The organism is Flavobacterium sp. MR2016-29 (assembly GCF_015350695.1).
In the GTDB taxonomy this organism is placed as follows: domain Bacteria; phylum Bacteroidota; class Bacteroidia; order Flavobacteriales; family Flavobacteriaceae; genus Flavobacterium.
In genome coordinates this window covers 36,742-54,563 of record NZ_JADKPU010000012.1, presented here as the reverse complement: position 1 = coordinate 54,563, position 17,822 = coordinate 36,742, and the positions used below count along the sequence as shown (strand labels likewise).

The window sequence follows — 17,822 nt, the reverse complement described above, 5'->3', positions numbered from 1 at the left end:
TTTTTGTGTATATCTGAGAATATGCCTTTACAAAATATTATTTCAATTTATTCAAATACATATTCACCACATTATCTAAACCTAGATATAGCGCTTCAGAAATTAAAGCGTGTCCTATAGAAACTTCTAATAAGCCTGGGATATTTTGTTTGAAAAACTGAATATTATCTAGACTTAAATCATGGCCAGCATTTATTCCCAACTCTAATTTGTTTGCTAATTCTGCAGCTTTTACGTACGGATCTATTCCGTTTTTATTTCCTAAATCGTATTGGTGTGCAAAAGCTTCAGTATATAATTCAATTCTGTCCGTCCCAGTTTTTTTAGCACCTTCAATAATTTCTAAAACCGGATCAACAAAAATTGAAGTTCTGATTCCGTTTCGTTGAAATTCCTGAATAACTTCTGTTAAATATTCCTGATTTTTTATAGTATCCCAGCCAGCAGAAGAAGTAATGGCGCCTATTGCATCAGGAACTAAAGTAACCTGAGTTGGTTTGCATTCTAAAACCAAATCGATAAAGTTATGCTGCGGATTTCCTTCAATATTATATTCTGTATATACAATTGCTTTTAAATCGCGTGCATCCTGATAACGAATGTGACGTTCGTCTGGACGCGGATGAATTGTGATTCCCTGGCCACCAAATTTCTGAATATCAGTTGCCACTTTTAGTAAATCAGGAACATTTCCGCCACGTGCATTTCTTAAGGTTGCAATTTTATTGATATTTACACTTAACTTTGTCATATAAATAGATAATTAATTCTAGTAACATTATATTTGTTACGACAAAAATACAAAGTAAAACGTAGCAGTTTTTGGTATTTTTTGATTATTTTGCAATGAAATATCTTCAATTGATTTATGACAGAAATTACAAACTATATCACCAATGATTTCAGAGCGATTGACAGCCAGGAAACGATAGCATCGGTTCAGGACTTTTTTGCTGATGTGGATTTTTCACATTTTCCAGTTTTGGAAAACGGAATCTTCATTGGAAGTATCGCTTCTGATGATGTTGAAACTTTTGATACCGACAAAAAAGCGATTGATTACAAATATACTTTAGAGCGTTTCTTTGCCAGAAAATCGATGATGTGGCTAGACGTTTTAGAGGTTTTTGCAAAAAATCACACTAACACGGTTCCCGTTCTTGATGAAAATAATACCTATATAGGCTATTATGAAATGGAAGATATCATGAAATTCTTTCAGGAAACTCCCTTTTTAAAAGAACAAGGCGGTATTATTATTGTTCAAAAAGGACTTTTAGACTATTCAATGGGACAAGTTGCTCAGATTGTAGAAAGCAATAACGGTAAAATTCTTGGCTGTTTTATATCTGAAGCGGATTTAGAAAATGTACATATTACAGTAAAAATTGGCGTAGGCCCAATGAATGAAATTATACAGACTTTTAGACGCTATAATTATGAAATTATTTCAGAGCATCAAGAAGATGCTTATATCAATAGCTTAAAAGAGCGTTCTGATTATTTAGACAAATACCTTAATATATAAATTAGAAATTGGTCAAGGAGAAAATTAGAAAATGATCTCAACTAAATAAATTATAAAATTAACACATTTCCTCATTATCTAATTAGAAAAAATGAAAGTAGCTATTTACGGACAGTATTATCAAAACAGTACCGAACCTATTATCAAAGATATTTTTGCATTTTTCAACTCAAATAATGTCGAAATGGTAATTGAAGAAACTTTTTTGAAAATGCTCTTTGAAAAAGAACTTATAAAAAAAGAATACAAAACTTTTTCCTCCAGCAATTCATTGGATGATAGTTTTGAAATGTTAATTAGTATTGGAGGCGACGGAACTATTTTAAGAGCAGCAACCTTAGTTCGTAATTCTGGTGTACCAATATTAGGTATTAATGCAGGAAGATTAGGTTTTCTAGCAACTGTTCCTAAAGAAAGCATTGACACCTTTTTACAATTTGTTATTGATAAAAAATATACCATCTCTGAAAGAACTTTATTGAGTTTAACCTGTGATCCAAAAAACGATGCAATCGAAGACCACTTAAACTTCGCAATGAATGAAGTAACAGTAAGCAGAAAAGATACTACTTCGATGATTACCGTTGAAACCTATTTGAATAATGAATATCTAAATTCTTATTGGGCAGATGGTTTGATTATTTCAACACCAACTGGTTCTACAGGATATTCTTTGAGCTGCGGAGGACCATTATTAACCCCAGAGGTTAAAAGTTTAGTAATTACACCTATTGCTCCTCATAATTTAACTGCCAGGCCACTTGTCATTCCTGATGATACTGAAATTAAACTTCGCGTATCTGGAAGGGAAGATCAATATTTAGTTTCATTAGACTCCAGAATAGCTTCTGTAAAAAATGAATCGGTTTTGACGATTAAGAAAACAGATTTTAAAATAAAAATGGTTGAAATTCCAGGCGAAACTTTCTTAAAAACATTGAGAAACAAATTGCTTTGGGGAGAAGACAAAAGGAATTAAGCCTTTTTCTAGAGACCTACTATACGATAATACTACTTTTTCTCGTTCTGCATGTATCGAATCCTCATTAAATGTCTCAAAATCATATTGTAAATTGAAAAAAAAGCACATTTAACCAAAGCGACGTTGATTCGTATCGATAATTATTATATTTGCACGCAATTTTGAATTAAATGAAGAAAATTTTTAATTTATTGTTATGTTTTTTCCCCTTTATTACACTAAATGCTCAAATCAATGAGATTGGTGTTTTTCTTGGCGGAAGCAACTTTGTAGGAGACGTAGGAAGCACAACTTATATTGCTCCTGAAAAACTGGCTTTTGGTGTTTTGTATAAATGGAATAAGAGTCCGCGTCATGCGTATCGCTTTTCCTATACACAATCGACAATTGCTGGAAATGATGCAGACTCAAAAGAAACAGGGCGAAGCAATAGAGGCTATAGCTTTGAAAATAAAGTAAAAGAGCTTTCTGCTGGGTTAGAATTCAACTTTTTCGACTTTAACCTTCATGATTATCATCCAAAAGTTACTCCTTATATATATTCAGGATTAAGTTACTTTATGTATGATGAATTATACATTTCAGGAGGCCAGACTAGAAAAGATAAAAATTCAAATTCGTTTGCTATACCTATGACATTAGGAATCAAATCAAACGTAACGCCTCATTTAATTTTAGCTGCTGAAGTTGGAGCCCGCTACACCTTCACAGATGATATCGACGGAAGTAATCCAAGCAATAGCAATTTATCGCCATTGCGTTTTGGAAATTTAAATAATAATGACTGGTATGTTTTCTCTGGTATTACTTTAACGTATACCTTTGGACAAAAACCTTGCTATTGCGCAGAATAATAAAATGAATTTACTAGACTCTATAGACCACACAAATTTACCCAAACATCTGGCCATTATTATGGACGGAAATGGTCGTTGGGCCAAACAACAAGGTTTTTTACGTGCATTTGGACATGAAAATGGAACAAAATCAGTAAAAAAAACAATTACAACTTGTGCCAAAATTGGTATTGAGTACTTAACATTATACGCTTTTTCGACAGAAAACTGGAATCGGCCAAAATTAGAAGTCGATGCATTGATGAAAATATTGATCAATTCTTTAAAAAAGGAGCTTGTTACTTTACAAGAAAACAATATCCGTCTTAATGCAATTGGAAATCTTGAGAAATTACCAAAATCAGCCCAAAAAGAACTTTTAGACGTTATTGATAAAACTAAAAACAATACACGCCTCACGCTAACACTGGCTTTAAGTTACGGATCACGAGAAGAATTAGTAAATGCCGTTAGAATCATCAGCGATAAAGTTAAAAATAATATAATTTCAATAGACACTATTGACGATTCAATTATAAATGAGCATCTTTACACGCAAAATTTACCTGATGTAGATTTATTAATACGAACAAGTGGAGAACATAGAATAAGTAATTTTTTGCTGTGGCAGATAGCCTATGCAGAATTATATTTTACTAACGTCTTGTGGCCAGACTTTAAAGATCAAGATTTATATGAGGCTATTATTAGTTATCAAAAAAGAGAACGTAGATTTGGAAAAACCAGTGAACAAATTAAATAATTTTTTAGTGTTACAAAAAAGAGTACAAATAGTCCTTACCCTACTTCTTTTGGGTAGTTTTTCACAAATAAAAGCACAAGATAGAGTTCCTTTTGATCAAGGAAAAAAATATATTCTTGCTAAAGTTTCTGTTGTTGGTAAAATAAGCTTCAATGAACAAACCGTGGTTACTTTTACTGGTCTTCAAAAAGGTCAGGAAATAACCGTTCCTGGTGAAGAAATCAGTGGCGCAATCAAAAAATTAGGCAAACTTGGCCTGTTCGATGAGATATCTTTTTACATTAATAAGGTAGAAAATGACAGCATTTACCTGGACTTAAATATTGTTGAACTTCCTAAGTTAAACGAAGTTAAATTTGTTGGTATCAAGAAAAGTAAGGTAGAAGGATTAATTAAGGATAACAACTTGACAAAAAATAAAATTGTCAACGAAAACTTAATCACAACTACCAAAAATTATATCGAAAATAAATATAAAAAAGAAGGTTTTTATAACACAAAAGTTACTATCACAAATACACCTGACACTATTGCCGGAAATCAAGTAAATATGCTTGTTCGGGTTGACAAAGGCGATAAGGTAAAAATAAGCAGTATTGATTTCATAGGAAACAAACAACTTACTGACGCTCAATTAAAAAGAGCAATGAAAGACACGAAAGAAAAAAACTTTTTCCGTGTTTTAAAAGCCTCAAAATTTATTCCTGAAAAATACAAAAGTGACTTAGAAAAAGTAGTAGCTGCATATAAAGAAAAAGGATATCGCGATGCTCGTATTATATATGACTCTGTTGCTTACAACAAAGAAAAAAATATGCTTGCTATTAAAATTAATGTAGAAGAAGGAAACAAATACTACTTCGGAAACATTAAATTCTTAGGAAATACAGTATACTCTGATCAACAATTAAACCGTTATTTAGGAATCAAAAAAGGAGAAACTTATAACGGAGTTTTACTTGAAAAACGAATTGCAGACAAAACTAAACCAGACGCTGAAGATATTACAAACTTGTACCAGAACAACGGTTACCTGTTCTCTAATATTAATGCTGTAGAGGTAAGAACCGCAAATGATACAATCGATTTTGAAATTCGAGTTACAGAAGGTCCTATCGCTTATTTCAACAAAATATACGTTACAGGTAACGACAAAACAAACGATCACGTTATTTATCGTGAATTAAGAACTAAACCAGGAAATAAATACAGTAAAGAAGAATTAGTTAGAACAATTCGTGAGATTGGTCAATTAGGTTTCTTTGACCCTGAATCTATCAAGCCTGAATTTAGAAATGTTGATGCTGCGGCAGGAACAGTTGATATCGAATACCAACTTGTAGAAAAAGGATCTAGCCAGGTTGAGCTTCAAGGAGGTTATGGTGGTGGAGGTTTCATCGGAACCTTAGGGCTTTCATTTAACAACTTCTCAGCGAGAAACATTTTTAACAAAGAATCGTACAAGCCATTGCCAATGGGAGACGGTCAAAAAGTAGCGCTTCGTTTACAAGGAAGTACATACTTTCAGACGTATAGTTTATCGTTCTCTGAACCATGGTTTGGAGGTAAAAAACCAGTACAGTTCAGCTCTTCTATTTCGTATAGTAAACAATTCTTGAACAATTATATTACAAGAAGTGTAGACAAAAGCAAAAGTTTTAATATTTTTACAATACAAGTCGGATTGGCTAAAAGGCTGACAGTGCCAGATGATTATTTCGTTTTATCACAATCAGTAAGTTACCAACATTATGATTTGAACAATTATAACACAGGGTTATTTACTTTTGGTAACGGAGCTTCAAGAAACTTAGCGTATACAATTGGACTTTCAAGAAGTAATAAAGGAGTGAATCCTATCTTCCCAACATATGGTTCAGAATTTAGTATTTCGGCAAAAGTAACACCTCCATATTCATTATTTAATGGAATTGATTATGGCGATTTGAAAAATCAAAAAGAATACAAAACACAATATACAGGAACGCCAACATCAGGCGCAAACGGACAGCCTCTTAACACTGGTGATTATGTAGTTGCCGCTGCTAGTGTTAATGGTTCTCCTCCTTATAATAGTGTTGGTTCTGACTTTGCAAGTGCTGATACAGATATTGCAAAAGTCGATCAGAAGAAATACAATTGGTTAGAATATTACAAAATTAAGTTTAAAGCAGACTGGTATACTAAAGTTTATGGTAAATTAGTATTAAGAACATTAACAGAGTTTGGTTTCTTAGGAGCTTATGACCAATCTAGAGGTGTCGTACCATTTGAACGTTTTTATTTAGGAGGAGATGGAATGGCGAATTACTCAATGGATGGTAGAGAAACGATTCAGTTAAGAGGTTATCCTAATAATTCACTAACTCCAGTAAATGCGGCTGGTGAGCAAATTGGAGCAACTATTTACAACAAATTCTCTATGGAGCTGCGTTATCCAATTACATTAAAAGCATCAGCATCTATTTATGGATTAGCGTTCTTGGAAGCAGGTTCATCATACCCAACTTTTAAAGATTATAACCCGTTTGACTTAAGTCGTTCTGCAGGTTTTGGTTTACGTGTATTCATGCCGGCATTCGGATTATTGGGTATCGATATGGGTTACGGATTTGATGCTCTTCCTGGTTCTGTTACCAATAAGGCAAATGGTTGGGAAACTCATTTCATTATTGGACAACAATTCTAGAAAATTCCCGTTTGGTTAAAAATCATCAAATAAAGTAATGTTTATGAAAAAGCAATTTTTATTTATATTTTTAGCCTTGATTGTAATCAATACAACTCAGGGTCAAGGAAAAACGACTCGAATCGGCTACATTGACATGGAGTACATTCTGGAAAATGTTTCTGATTACAAAGAAGCAAAATCCCAATTAGAGTTAAAAGCTCAAAAATGGAAACAAGAAATTGAAACCAAAAAATTAGAAATCAATACGAGAAAAGAGAGTCTAAAAGCCGAAAGAGCTTTGCTTACTAAAGAACTTATTGATGAGAGAGAAACTGAAATTAAATTTCTCGAACAAGAAATGTTAGACTATCAGCAAAAACAATTTGGATCTGATGGTAATTTGATTAGACAGAAAGCAGCATTAGCAAAGCCAATTCAGGACCAAGTTTTTACTGCCGTTCAAGATATTGCTGAAGCTAAAAATTATGATTTTATTTTTGATAAATCATCAGATTTGACAATGCTTTTCAGCAACAAAAGATTTGACATAAGCGATCAGGTTTTACGAGTTTTAAACAGAACTGACAAACGCGAACAATTGACTAAAAAACAATTGAAAGACCAAGAAGCGAAAGAAAATCTTGAAAATGCCATAGATGAGAACCCAGCAATGGCAGATCGACAAAAAGCATTAGACGAAAAGAAAGCAGCTAGAGAAAAACTAATTGAAGATAGAAGATTAGAACAAGAAGCGAAGAAAAAAGAATACGACGACAGAAGGAAAGCAATACAAGCCGAGAGAGACGCTAAAAAAAATGGCACGGTTTCTGAAACTGCTAAAACAACAACAGAAACAGCGAAAACTGATGCAACAGCCAAGCCAGCTGCAACAACAGAAACGGTACCTGCAACAACAGATCCTGCTGCCAGCAAAGCTGAAGAAAGACAAAAGTTATACGAACAACGTAAAAAAGAGTTAGAAGAAAGAAGAAAGAAAATAATCGAAGAACGAGAAGCGGCTAAAAAAGCGAAAGAAGCCGAAGCACAAAAATCAAATACGACCAATAATTAATTAATATTTTTAAAAATGATGAAACAAATCAAAACTTTACTAATTGCTGCCATACTAATTTTAGGAGCAAGTAACACAATGAACGCACAGGCGAAGGTTGCCCATGTTGATGTTAGCGAGATTATGTCGAAAATGCCTGCTATGCTTGATGCTCAAAATCAACTACAAAAATTAAGTGGTACATACGATGCTGAATACAAAAAAATGATTGAAGAATATCAAACTAAAATCAAAAAGTACGAAGCTGAAGCTGCAACAGTAAAAGAAGATGTAAATGCTGAACGTTCTAAAGAAGTTCAAGACATGCAAAAAAGAATTACTGATTACAGAGACAACGCTCAAAAAGAATTGCAACAAAAAGATTCTGACATCATGAAACCAATCATGGAAAAAGTTAGAGCTTCTATCCAAAAAGTTGGAAAAGCAAAAGGTTTCCAATATGTATTAGATGGTTCTACTCTTATCTTAGCTGATGGTCCAAACATTACTGCTGATGTAAAAAAAGATTTAGGATTCTAAGAACCGAATTCTTTATTATAAAAAAACTGCTCAATTCTTTAAAAAGTTTGAGCAGTTTTTTTTTACATTAAATTAAAATTAAAAAGCAAAAGAATTTGCAGATTTGAAGTAAATTAGAATATAAATTTATTCTAAAAAATACTAAATTTGTATTATGACGAACAACAATCCTATAGGCGTTTTTGATTCTGGTATTGGAGGAACTTCAATCTGGAGCGCCATCCACGATCTTCTTCCTTACGAAAAAACTATTTATTTAGCCGACAGCAAAAATGCTCCTTATGGTCAAAAAACCAAAGAAGAAATTGTTGCACTAAGCAAAAAGAATGTTGATTTATTACTTGATATGAATTGCAAGCTAATTGTCGTTGCCTGTAATACTGCAACCACAAATGCTATTCGAGAACTTCGTGCAGATTATGATATTCCGTTTATAGGTATTGAACCTGCCATAAAACCTGCTGCGAATAATTCTAAAACACAAGTTATTGGAATATTAGCTACTAAAGGAACTTTGAATAGTGAGCTATTTAACAAAACTGCTGAAATGTTTCAAAATACAACCATAATTGAGCAAGTTGGTCATGGTCTGGTACAGCTTATTGAAGATGGAAATTTGTATTCGCCGGAAATGACTCAATTATTAGAATCTTATCTTAGACCTATGATCGATGCTAATATTGATTATCTAGTTTTAGGCTGCAGTCATTATCCATATTTGATTCCGCAGATTAAAAAAATTCTTCCTGAACATATTCAGATTATCGATTCTGGTGAAGCTGTGGCACGTCAGACACAAAATGTACTGCGTGAAAGAGTTGGTTTTTCTGATTATCAAAAAAGCGAGCCTGAATTTTATATCAATTCAGATCCCGCTGTTTTAAAATCAATTTTAGAAAATAAGTATTCTGTAATCCAGAAGGATTTCTAATACACTATTCAAATTTTCGCTTGACGAACCAAATTCCATCTAAGGATAAATTAAGAGATATTTTGTGATAATTTTCTTTTATTAAATTATCTGAGATCCTTCCTTTTTGTCCATACGAATAGGAAATATTTAAAGTAGAAAATGTGTTTTCGATAGGCAGAGAAAGTCCGATAGAAATTGCTGCATTGCTGATTCTTTTTCCATCAACTTCTAAATAACCATTATCAAAATTTGCACCCATTGCATATTGAATTCTGTCCCAATATTTCCGAACATTCTTTTTAGAACTATATGTAAATCCAAGAGCAAATCGGTCTTGATTTACAAAATCTCCATACAATTCTGATTGACTGGTGTTATTCCACAAACTTTTTTCATAATCAAAAGTCATGTTTAAATTGTTTTTAAACCTCTTGCTGATCCCCACTCCTATTTCTAAAGGCATATAATAATCATCGACATCTGAAGCCACATCAGTTTCTACAGTAGTTGTTACTTCATCTGCAATTGTTTCTACCGATTGAACTTTTGAAGCTTTAATTTGAGCTGGCAATTTAACTGTTGAAGCTACTGTAAAAGTAGAATCTATTTTATATTGAGCTCCCAAAGTGGCACGCAAACCATTATAATTTGTTTTTTTGCTGATCGTTGTAAGGGTATTTGTAATCAAAAAATTCCTTTCATCGACAGTATTTCCAAATAATACCGATCCAGAAACCCCAGCTGAAAACTTCTTACCAAATCTGTATCCGTATGAAAAATCAAAGTTGTTTAATCCGCCGGAACCAACTGCAGTTAAATAATAATATTCTTGACTGTTTGTAATGGGCAATTTCAAATTAGAAATTTTAAAAGCTGCGCTGGAATACGGACGCAAAGCCACACTAAATCCTGAATTTTTAGTAACTGGAAAAGCAAAGGCCATGTGGGAAAACTGAAAGTTATTACGATTCTCTGTTCTTGAACCACTTTGATACGTCGTCGCAATTGCTTTTCCGCCAATATCAAACATAAAGTGATTTAAAGGCAGATAAGCTAATGATGCGGGATTTAAATTATTTATAAAAGTTGTCGATGGCAAAGCCATTCCTGATGATCCTATAGAAGGCAAAATACCAAAATCAGATTCATACAAACTTCCAACACCATACAATGAATATGGCGAACTTGAGATACTTTGAGAAAATGAAGTAAGCGACAATAAAATGAAGCAGCTTAAATAAATTATTTTATTTTTCATTTAATATGAGATGTAATAAATTTTCAATTGAATTTTGTTATTCAAGTGTTTCTGGTCTCCTAGAACAATTCTATTTACTGATTTAGAAATTCCAGGCAATGTCAAGATAAGAGATGACTTAGAATCTGTCTTTTTCAGCATTTCTTTCTGTAAAAAATTACCAACTGGAATGGTATATCCGATATTTTCATTGAATTCATCACTCTTCTTATTCAAAATACCGTACACTGCTGTTCCTGCAGAGTTTACTAATGATGCACTAATACGATTTAAGTTATCAGCGACATAAATTTTTAAGGAATCTGATAATGGATATTTCTCTGAATACGTATTATTAACAGGTTTTAAAATCAATTCAGCACTAACAATTGCGCCATTGTCTGATATATATTTTAACTGCTTAATATTAGGAAAATCAATTCGGCAGGCCACTCCTGTTCCTGATTGTATATAACCCTGCTGGTTGGTAAGAATACTTGATAATTTACTGGTTGAAATGGGCAAATTCTGAAGTATGGTTCCGGTTTTATCTAATGAAATAGAATTAAACTGTTTAGTAGCATCTAAAATGGTAAAATCTACAATATATGGCGTTTCTTCCGTATCAGCCTGATATTTGGAATAGTAAAGCCGAACCTTGCTCGTCGCCACATGAAAACCAATGACACTCGAGGAATTAGGATCTGACGGCACGAGAACGAGCCCTTTTAGATATTCTGAAAAACTATCAAAATCTGTAATTTCTCTTTTTTTGAGTTTTTGAAAAAGCGCTGCTCCAAAAGCATCGCTCATTTTTATATTGATAGAATCTTTTTCTGTAGGCCTTGGCTTATACGATATTGTACCGAGACTTTCATCGCTGTAAGTTAATGTAGAATTATTATAGAAACTTTTATCCTCTGCATTAGGCTTTACTTTTTGTGTTAATCGGTGTATGTCGAATGTCTGCACTTTTGTAGTATCGCCATAATAATAATTATCATACTTTAGAATCATGGATATAGAATCGAATACAAAATTTGTTGCTTCAGTATCTGATCCGCTAGTATTTAAATTATAAGAGGAAGATGCCAATTGAAAATAACTGTTTGATTTTACCTTTCCGTAAATCGGATCATCATAATTTCCGATTAAAATTCGGGCTTGGCTCGAAGTAACCAATGAGTCAAAATTTATTGTAGACATGTCGACTGTAACAGTATCGATCAAAATCGCTTTATTGCTTACAGCTAAATAATCTGACCCAACAACAAATTCTCCAGCATCTGTATCCGTTCCGCATGAAAGTAAGGTGATGGCAAAAAACAACATCAATATAAACTTGTGCATAATAAATTTTTTCAACAAATATAAAATGCACTCTTCTGCAGCACACTATAACATATACAGCTTAGCATATTTGCACTACAAATAGCAAAAAACCATCTATAATAGCGTTATAGAAACAAATCTTTGATTCAACCTTAAAAAAAGCGGTTTAGTCTATCAAAAAGTGCCATACATATATATTCTTTTTTTTAAAACCATTAGGCAACTACTTTTGAACCAATAAATAGGTAATGAAAATAAGGCTTTTAATATGTTCGTTTTTTACAATTTCATTTTTTAGTATGAAAGCTCAAGATACCCTTTCAGCAGAAATGAATTTAAAGACAGAACCTACTGATAAAATTGATTTTAATGAAACCAATATAATCGTTTCATATAATAAAAAGATAAACACTGAAAACGAGATAAAAAACACATTTGAGTATTCAAAATTGAATGTGAATTATGAGGAAGGAAATTTTTTATCGCAAGAAAATCTGGATCGATTTAATCAGCTTCAAAATAAAATTGAATTTTCACATTATGTTTCAAATTCAACAAAACTGATTTTCTCTGTAACCCCAATGGTAAATTTTCAACAGAATTTAAACATGTCGGATTTTGCAATCTTAGGAAGTTTTGAAATAGTTCAGCAATTAAATTTAAATACAAGTATTATGCTTGGTGCAGCTCGAACAACCGTTTTTGGTTATCCTAAAGTGATGCCAACTCTATCTTTAAATTATAAATTAAATAATGCGAGTGCGTTGTCTATTGGATTTCCAGATTCTAGATTTTCATATTCAAATAATATCCGAAACAAATTCAGTTTAACGAATAGCTTTAATGGAAACTTTTACAATTTAGATGAAAAGAATACGCTAAACAATGCCGAAAAAATGACTTTATCTCAAATGACTTCGGCTTTTGAATACGAAAGAAATGTAGATAAAAACTGGTTTTTAAATTTTAAGGCAGGTTATGATTTTAATAAAAAATACAATCTGATTGATTCCGACAATCATAAAGTATATGACTTTAATACAGGCAACGGATACATTCTAGGAATTGGCATCAAATACAAACAATAAATAAATTTAATACACTATGAATAATTTTAAAAAAGGAATATTATTCGCGACACTGTTCTCGACTCTCTTTCTTGTAAGTTGCAGCAATGATGATGACGATGATGATTTAATTGGAAACTGGGTGAAAAAATCAGCTTTTGATGGACCTGCAAGATCTAGTGCAACTAGTTTTGTTATTGGTGATTATGCTTATATTGCAACCGGCTATACAGGCGATGAATACTTAAAAGATTTATGGGCTTATAATTCTAATGGAGATTATTGGGAACAAAAAGCTGATTTTACTGGAGTAGGAAGAAGTTCTGCTTCGAGTTTTACACTAAATGAAAAAGGCTACATTGGCCTGGGTTATGACGGGACTAATAAATTGAAAGATTTTTATCAATACGATCCTACAAGTAATACCTGGACACAAAAAACAGATTTCGCAGGAACTGCACGTTACGCTGCAGTAGGATTTCAAGTGGGCGGAAAAGCTTATTTTGGAACTGGTTATGACGGAAATTATCTGAAAGATTTCTATCAGTACAATGACCAGGCAAACACTTGGACTTTGGTAAACGGATTCAGCGGAAACAAAAGACGTAATGCTACCGTATTTGTAATTGGCGATAAAGCTTATTTAGGAACCGGAATTAATAATGGTGTTTATCAAGAAGATTTCTGGGAATTTGATCCTTCGACTGACGTATGGACAAGAAAACGCGACATTGATAAAGATACAGATGATGATTACACATACAATGACGAATATGCTATAGTTCGCTCGAACGCATCAAGTTTCAGCATGAACAATTTAGGCTATATTGTTGGTGGAGAAAGTGTAAAAACAGTTTGGGAATACAATCCAACCACAGATCTTTGGGTTGAGAGAACTCCAATGGAAGGCGCAACAAGAACAGATGCTGTTGGTTTCGCAATCAATAATCGTGGATTTTATATGTTAGGAAGAGTCGGATCGACTTATTTTGATGATGCTTGGGAATTTAAACCTTTAGACGAACAAAACGACGATGATAATTAATATTACAAAACAATTCTTCTGGAGTAAAATCCAGAAGAATTTATTGTTTATTCTGCTTGTATTTCAATTTGCCGCTTGTGCAAAAAAAGAAACTCTTACAATAGAATCCTTTAAAACACAAACGGGCTGGGGATATACAATTGCTCACAAAAACAAAGTTTTAATAAAACAATCTGTGATTCCGGTGATCAATGATACCAAAAGTTTTTCTTCTGAAAACGACGCTTTAAAAGTAGGTAATCTAGTGGTTGAGAAACTGAACCAGCATATATCTCCAACGGTAACCAAAAATGATTTAATTTTATTGAAAATAAAATTCTAAATGAAGATCGATACCATTAAAAGCACAAGTTCAAATAAAATTTTATTCCATTGCATAATATGGGTTTTCTTTATATTGACCTCTTTAATTCAATTTTACGAAAGTCCGTTCCGAATCAATACTGATTTTTATGCGCAGTGGAGTACAGGAATTATTTTGTTTTATCTGAACTACTTTTACATGGTTCCTGCGTTGCTTTTAGAAAAAAAATATTGGCTTTATTTTGCTTTTGCATTTTCTCTTATTGTTCTTTTTATGGTCATCAGGATCAATTATTTTATTCCTGAATTCAGACATTTAAGACCTGAAAACATAGCGCCAAGAATGATGCCTTCTGATGTGAGATTTTTTGATAGAGGTCCGCACAGAAGAATAGAAATGAGACAGCCTCTTTTTTTTAAAATTGGCCCTTCTTTTTTCTATATTTTAATTATAACGATAAGTGCAATTATTAGAACACTGACTGAGTTTTACAACAATCAGCAAAATAAATTAATTGCCGAAACACATAGAACAAGTACTGAATTGATATATCTGCGCAAACAAACTAATCCGCATTTTTTATTCAATTCCCTAAACAGTATTTATTCGTTAGCACACAAAAAATCTGATTTGGTCCCTGATGCCATCGTGACATTATCCGAATTAATGCGGTATATGCTGTATGAAACTGATAATAAAACGGTGGCTTTAGAAAAAGAAATCAACTACATTCAAAATTACATCGAATTACAAAAACTCAGACTCAATAACATTGAAGACATTGTAATAAATGTTCATGGCGACACCCGCAATAAATTTATAGAACCTCTTCTTTTAATTTCATTTGTTGAAAATGCCTTTAAGTACGGAACAGACTATAAAGGTGCTGCACATGTAAAAATTAAGATTTTCATTCTAGAGAATAGTCTTGATTTCTGGATTGAAAATACTATAGAAAACTATGTGAAAGATCCTGAAAATTCTGGAATTGGGTTAGTGAATATTCAAAATCGACTCGATTTGCTCTATCCAAATGCACATAAGCTTGACATTACGCAAGACAATCAATATTACCGTGTTCATTTGAATTTAAATCTTGATGAAATACAGACAACAATTACGTAGTAAAATAAAATCAGGAATTTATGAAAATTTTAAAACTTAATTCACTGGTTTCAAACTACTTTTGAATGCCAAAACGATTTAAATAAATTTAATCCTTAACCAGATGAAATGTGTAATTATAGACGATGAGCCGTTAGCGGTTGAATTATTAGAAGATTTTGTCCGAAAAGTAGATTCTCTTGAATTGGTCAGCACTTTTAATAACGCTATTGATGCTGTATCATTTATCAATCAGACAAATGTAGATTTAATTTTTCTCGACATTCAGATGCCACACTTTTCTGGAATTGATTTTTTAAATACTATTGAAAAAAAACCTTTAGTAATTTTCACAACTGCCTATTCTGATTATGCTGTTGAAGGTTTTAATCTTGGAGCTGTTGACTATTTAGTTAAGCCTATTCCCTTTCATCGTTTTCTAAAATCTGTTGTTCGGGCACAACAAATATCGAATCCAGCGACGGCTGTTCAAACCATTTCTGAAAACACAATCTCACCAGAATTAGAACAGGATTTTATGTTTGTGAGAGCAGAATACGAAAATGTAAAAATGAATTTTTCAGATATTTTATTTATTGAAGGTCTTAAAGATTATGTAAAAATTTATACTACAGATAATAAATTTACATTGACTCTGATCAGCTTAATAAAATTAGAGAATTTGCTTTCCAGCAAGGGTTTTTCACGAATTCACAGGTCTTATATCATAAATATAAAACATGTTAAGTCGATTCAAAAAAATAAAGTTTTAATAAGCGACAAACGAATTCCGATCAGCGAAAGCTACAAAAATGCTTTTTTTGAGAAAATTAATTTGTAGATTTTTTAAAAATCCCAAAATAAAAAATTCCAGATTCCAAAGAGTCAATCACTCTTGGAATCTGGAATTTTTAATATTTTAATATTTAGTATTTTATTCGTCGTTTTTAAACCAGCCGGAATACATTACGTAATTATTTGAAATACGCTCAATTTCGCCTGCAAAATTAGATTGGTCTATATCTTTTACTTTTTTAGCCGGAACACCTGCATAAATAGTTCCAGAAGCCACAACAGTATTTTGTGTTACAACCGCCCCAGCCGCAATAATTGAATTGCTTTCGATTACGCAATTATCCATAACAATAGCGCCCATTCCTATTAAAACATTATCATGAATTGTACAGCCGTGCACAATCGCATTATGTCCTATTGAAACATTATTCCCAATAATAGTTGGGTGTTTTTGGTAAGTACAGTGAATAATAGCTCCATCTTGGATATTTACTTTATTTCCTATTTTAATAAAGTGAACATCGCCTCGAATAACAGCATTAAACCAAATACTGCACGAAGCTCCAAAACTAACATCGCCAACAATTGTAGCATTTTCAGCAACATAACAATCCTCTGGAATTAGAGGTGATTTTCCGTTTACAGACTTGATTAACATAAAAAATTAATTAATAGCCGGACAGTTACAATCGTAACGTTCCTTTTTACAAAATAAGTTGATTCCTAAAGTAATTTGGTGATAAGCTCCAGTATCAAATTTTACGTTGCCCGCAACTTGCGAATACGTATAAGCGAACATAAAATTATTGTAGTTGATTCCAATTATTGGCGTAAAATATTGCAGTTTTTGAGCTTGTATGCCACTTCCAGTATTATATTGTGCTCCGTCAAAACTTCTTCTATAAGAAAATGCTGCCCACAGGCTTCCAAAATCCATGTTTTTATAAGCTTTCATGTTTAAGTCAATTGACTTTTCTTTGGTTTGATCAAATATTTGAAGTAGTACAGATGGCTCCCAAGTAATGTTTTCTCTTTTTCCGAATACATATCCAACACTCAGCAAATACTTTCTTAAATTATCGCTTTCGTAGTCTGTATATAATTCTCTTCTGGTTTCAAGCAAGCCTTGAACAGTAGCATGAGCATAAAAATCTAAATAATTGTATGAAGCTCCAACATCTACATTAAAATAAGAATCTTTTTGAATCGATCCGAAAACGATCGGATCAAAACTTCCTCCAAATGTAGTTTCGTCTAATTGACTTTGAATAATGCCACCACTAATACCAAAGGAAAGCTGATTCAAATCAACCTCATCTCTAGAAAACATAATATGATGCGCATAAGTAAGCTTTACTCCTTTTTGAGAGTGATAACCGTTTTTATCATTAAAAACAATAATCCCTGCTCCAGAACGTTCTCCTATTCTTCCGTTAAAACTCAAAGTTTGAAGTGATGGTGCATCTTCTTGTCCGAACCATTGTTTTCTAGCTGTCAATCTAATTTTTGCACAATTTGCCGCTCCCGCCATAGAAGGATGAATCAAGTAATAATTATCAGACAAATAATCTGAATAAACTGGAATTCCTTCTTGAGCGTAAGAAAAAAAAGTGGTGATTAAAAAAACAATTAAAAACTTGATTCTTAATTTCAT

General features: G+C 32.5%; 18 protein-coding genes. 13 read left to right on the top strand and 5 right to left on the bottom strand.

The annotated features are described in order from the left end of the window. Positions 1-37: 37 nt before the first annotated feature. A complete protein-coding gene (locus IR010_RS19515; RefSeq protein ID WP_194606032.1) occupies positions 38-751 on the bottom strand; it encodes a pyridoxine 5'-phosphate synthase in 714 nt (237 codons plus the stop codon). Positions 752-868: 117 nt separating this feature from the next. Between IR010_RS19515 and IR010_RS19510 the strand changes: the two genes are divergently transcribed. From IR010_RS19510 to murI, 8 genes are all read left to right on the top strand, one after another. Beyond that, complete coding sequence (locus IR010_RS19510; protein ID WP_029273190.1) at positions 869-1,528, top strand: CBS domain-containing protein; 660 nt, start codon at positions 869-871, stop codon at positions 1,526-1,528. Positions 1,529-1,619: 91 nt separating this feature from the next. Further along, positions 1,620-2,507: an NAD kinase gene (locus tag IR010_RS19505; RefSeq protein ID WP_029273189.1), complete on the top strand. Its 888-nt coding sequence runs from the start codon at positions 1,620-1,622 to the stop codon at positions 2,505-2,507. 173 nt (positions 2,508-2,680) lie between these two features. Further along, a complete protein-coding gene (locus IR010_RS19500; protein WP_029273188.1) occupies positions 2,681-3,364 on the top strand; it encodes a DUF6089 family protein in 684 nt (227 codons plus the stop codon). A 4-nt stretch (positions 3,365-3,368) separates the two neighbouring features. Continuing rightward, complete coding sequence (locus IR010_RS19495; RefSeq protein WP_029273187.1) at positions 3,369-4,109, top strand: isoprenyl transferase; 741 nt, start codon at positions 3,369-3,371, stop codon at positions 4,107-4,109. Next, the gene (locus tag IR010_RS19490; protein WP_194570553.1) at positions 4,042-6,798 is read left to right on the top strand and encodes an outer membrane protein assembly factor; all 2,757 of its coding nucleotides are present in this window, start codon (positions 4,042-4,044) and stop codon (positions 6,796-6,798) included. The genes IR010_RS19495 and IR010_RS19490 overlap by 68 nt, the downstream gene beginning before the upstream one ends. A 43-nt stretch (positions 6,799-6,841) precedes the next feature. Then, positions 6,842-7,852, top strand: coding sequence for an OmpH family outer membrane protein (locus tag IR010_RS19485; protein WP_194570554.1), 1,011 nt, complete (start codon positions 6,842-6,844; stop codon positions 7,850-7,852). A gap of 15 nt (positions 7,853-7,867) precedes the next feature. Continuing rightward, the gene (locus IR010_RS19480) at positions 7,868-8,371 is read left to right on the top strand and encodes an OmpH family outer membrane protein (protein WP_228515207.1); all 504 of its coding nucleotides are present in this window, start codon (positions 7,868-7,870) and stop codon (positions 8,369-8,371) included. Between the two features lie 154 nt (positions 8,372-8,525). Continuing rightward, a complete protein-coding gene (murI, locus tag IR010_RS19475; protein ID WP_194606030.1) occupies positions 8,526-9,302 on the top strand; it encodes a glutamate racemase in 777 nt (258 codons plus the stop codon). A gap of 4 nt (positions 9,303-9,306) precedes the next feature. Here the strand turns inward: murI and IR010_RS19470 are convergent, their stop codons facing one another. Together IR010_RS19470 and IR010_RS19465 are read right to left on the bottom strand one after the other, a co-directional pair. Beyond that, entirely contained in the window at positions 9,307-10,542 is a 1,236-nt protein-coding gene (locus IR010_RS19470) for an aromatic hydrocarbon degradation protein (RefSeq protein ID WP_194570556.1), read from the bottom strand. Next, positions 10,543-11,871 (bottom strand): DUF4270 family protein, encoded by a 1,329-nt coding sequence (locus tag IR010_RS19465; RefSeq protein WP_228515206.1) that lies wholly within the window; start codon positions 11,869-11,871, stop codon positions 10,543-10,545. A 281-nt stretch (positions 11,872-12,152) separates the two neighbouring features. On the opposite strand from IR010_RS19465, the gene IR010_RS19460 reads away from it, so the two are divergent. From IR010_RS19460 to IR010_RS19440, 5 genes are all read left to right on the top strand, one after another. Then, complete coding sequence (locus tag IR010_RS19460; RefSeq protein ID WP_228515205.1) at positions 12,153-12,941, top strand: DUF6268 family outer membrane beta-barrel protein; 789 nt, start codon at positions 12,153-12,155, stop codon at positions 12,939-12,941. A gap of 16 nt (positions 12,942-12,957) precedes the next feature. Beyond that, a complete protein-coding gene (locus tag IR010_RS19455; protein WP_029273179.1) occupies positions 12,958-13,965 on the top strand; it encodes a Kelch repeat-containing protein in 1,008 nt (335 codons plus the stop codon). After that, entirely contained in the window at positions 13,955-14,287 is a 333-nt protein-coding gene (locus IR010_RS19450) for a DUF4907 domain-containing protein (RefSeq protein ID WP_194570558.1), read from the top strand. Before IR010_RS19455 ends, IR010_RS19450 begins: the two co-directional genes overlap by 11 nt. Continuing rightward, positions 14,288-15,394, top strand: a complete 1,107-nt coding sequence (locus IR010_RS19445) for a sensor histidine kinase (RefSeq protein ID WP_194570559.1) — start codon at positions 14,288-14,290, stop codon at positions 15,392-15,394. A 103-nt stretch (positions 15,395-15,497) separates the two neighbouring features. Next, the gene (locus IR010_RS19440) at positions 15,498-16,214 is read left to right on the top strand and encodes a LytR/AlgR family response regulator transcription factor (RefSeq protein ID WP_029273176.1); all 717 of its coding nucleotides are present in this window, start codon (positions 15,498-15,500) and stop codon (positions 16,212-16,214) included. A 93-nt stretch (positions 16,215-16,307) separates the two neighbouring features. Here the strand turns inward: IR010_RS19440 and IR010_RS19435 are convergent, their stop codons facing one another. Together IR010_RS19435 and IR010_RS19430 are read right to left on the bottom strand one after the other, a co-directional pair. Next, positions 16,308-16,826: a gamma carbonic anhydrase family protein gene (locus IR010_RS19435; protein WP_194606026.1), complete on the bottom strand. Its 519-nt coding sequence runs from the start codon at positions 16,824-16,826 to the stop codon at positions 16,308-16,310. 6 nt (positions 16,827-16,832) lie between these two features. Further along, the gene (locus tag IR010_RS19430; RefSeq protein ID WP_029273174.1) at positions 16,833-17,822 is read right to left on the bottom strand and encodes a type IX secretion system membrane protein PorP/SprF; all 990 of its coding nucleotides are present in this window, start codon (positions 17,820-17,822) and stop codon (positions 16,833-16,835) included.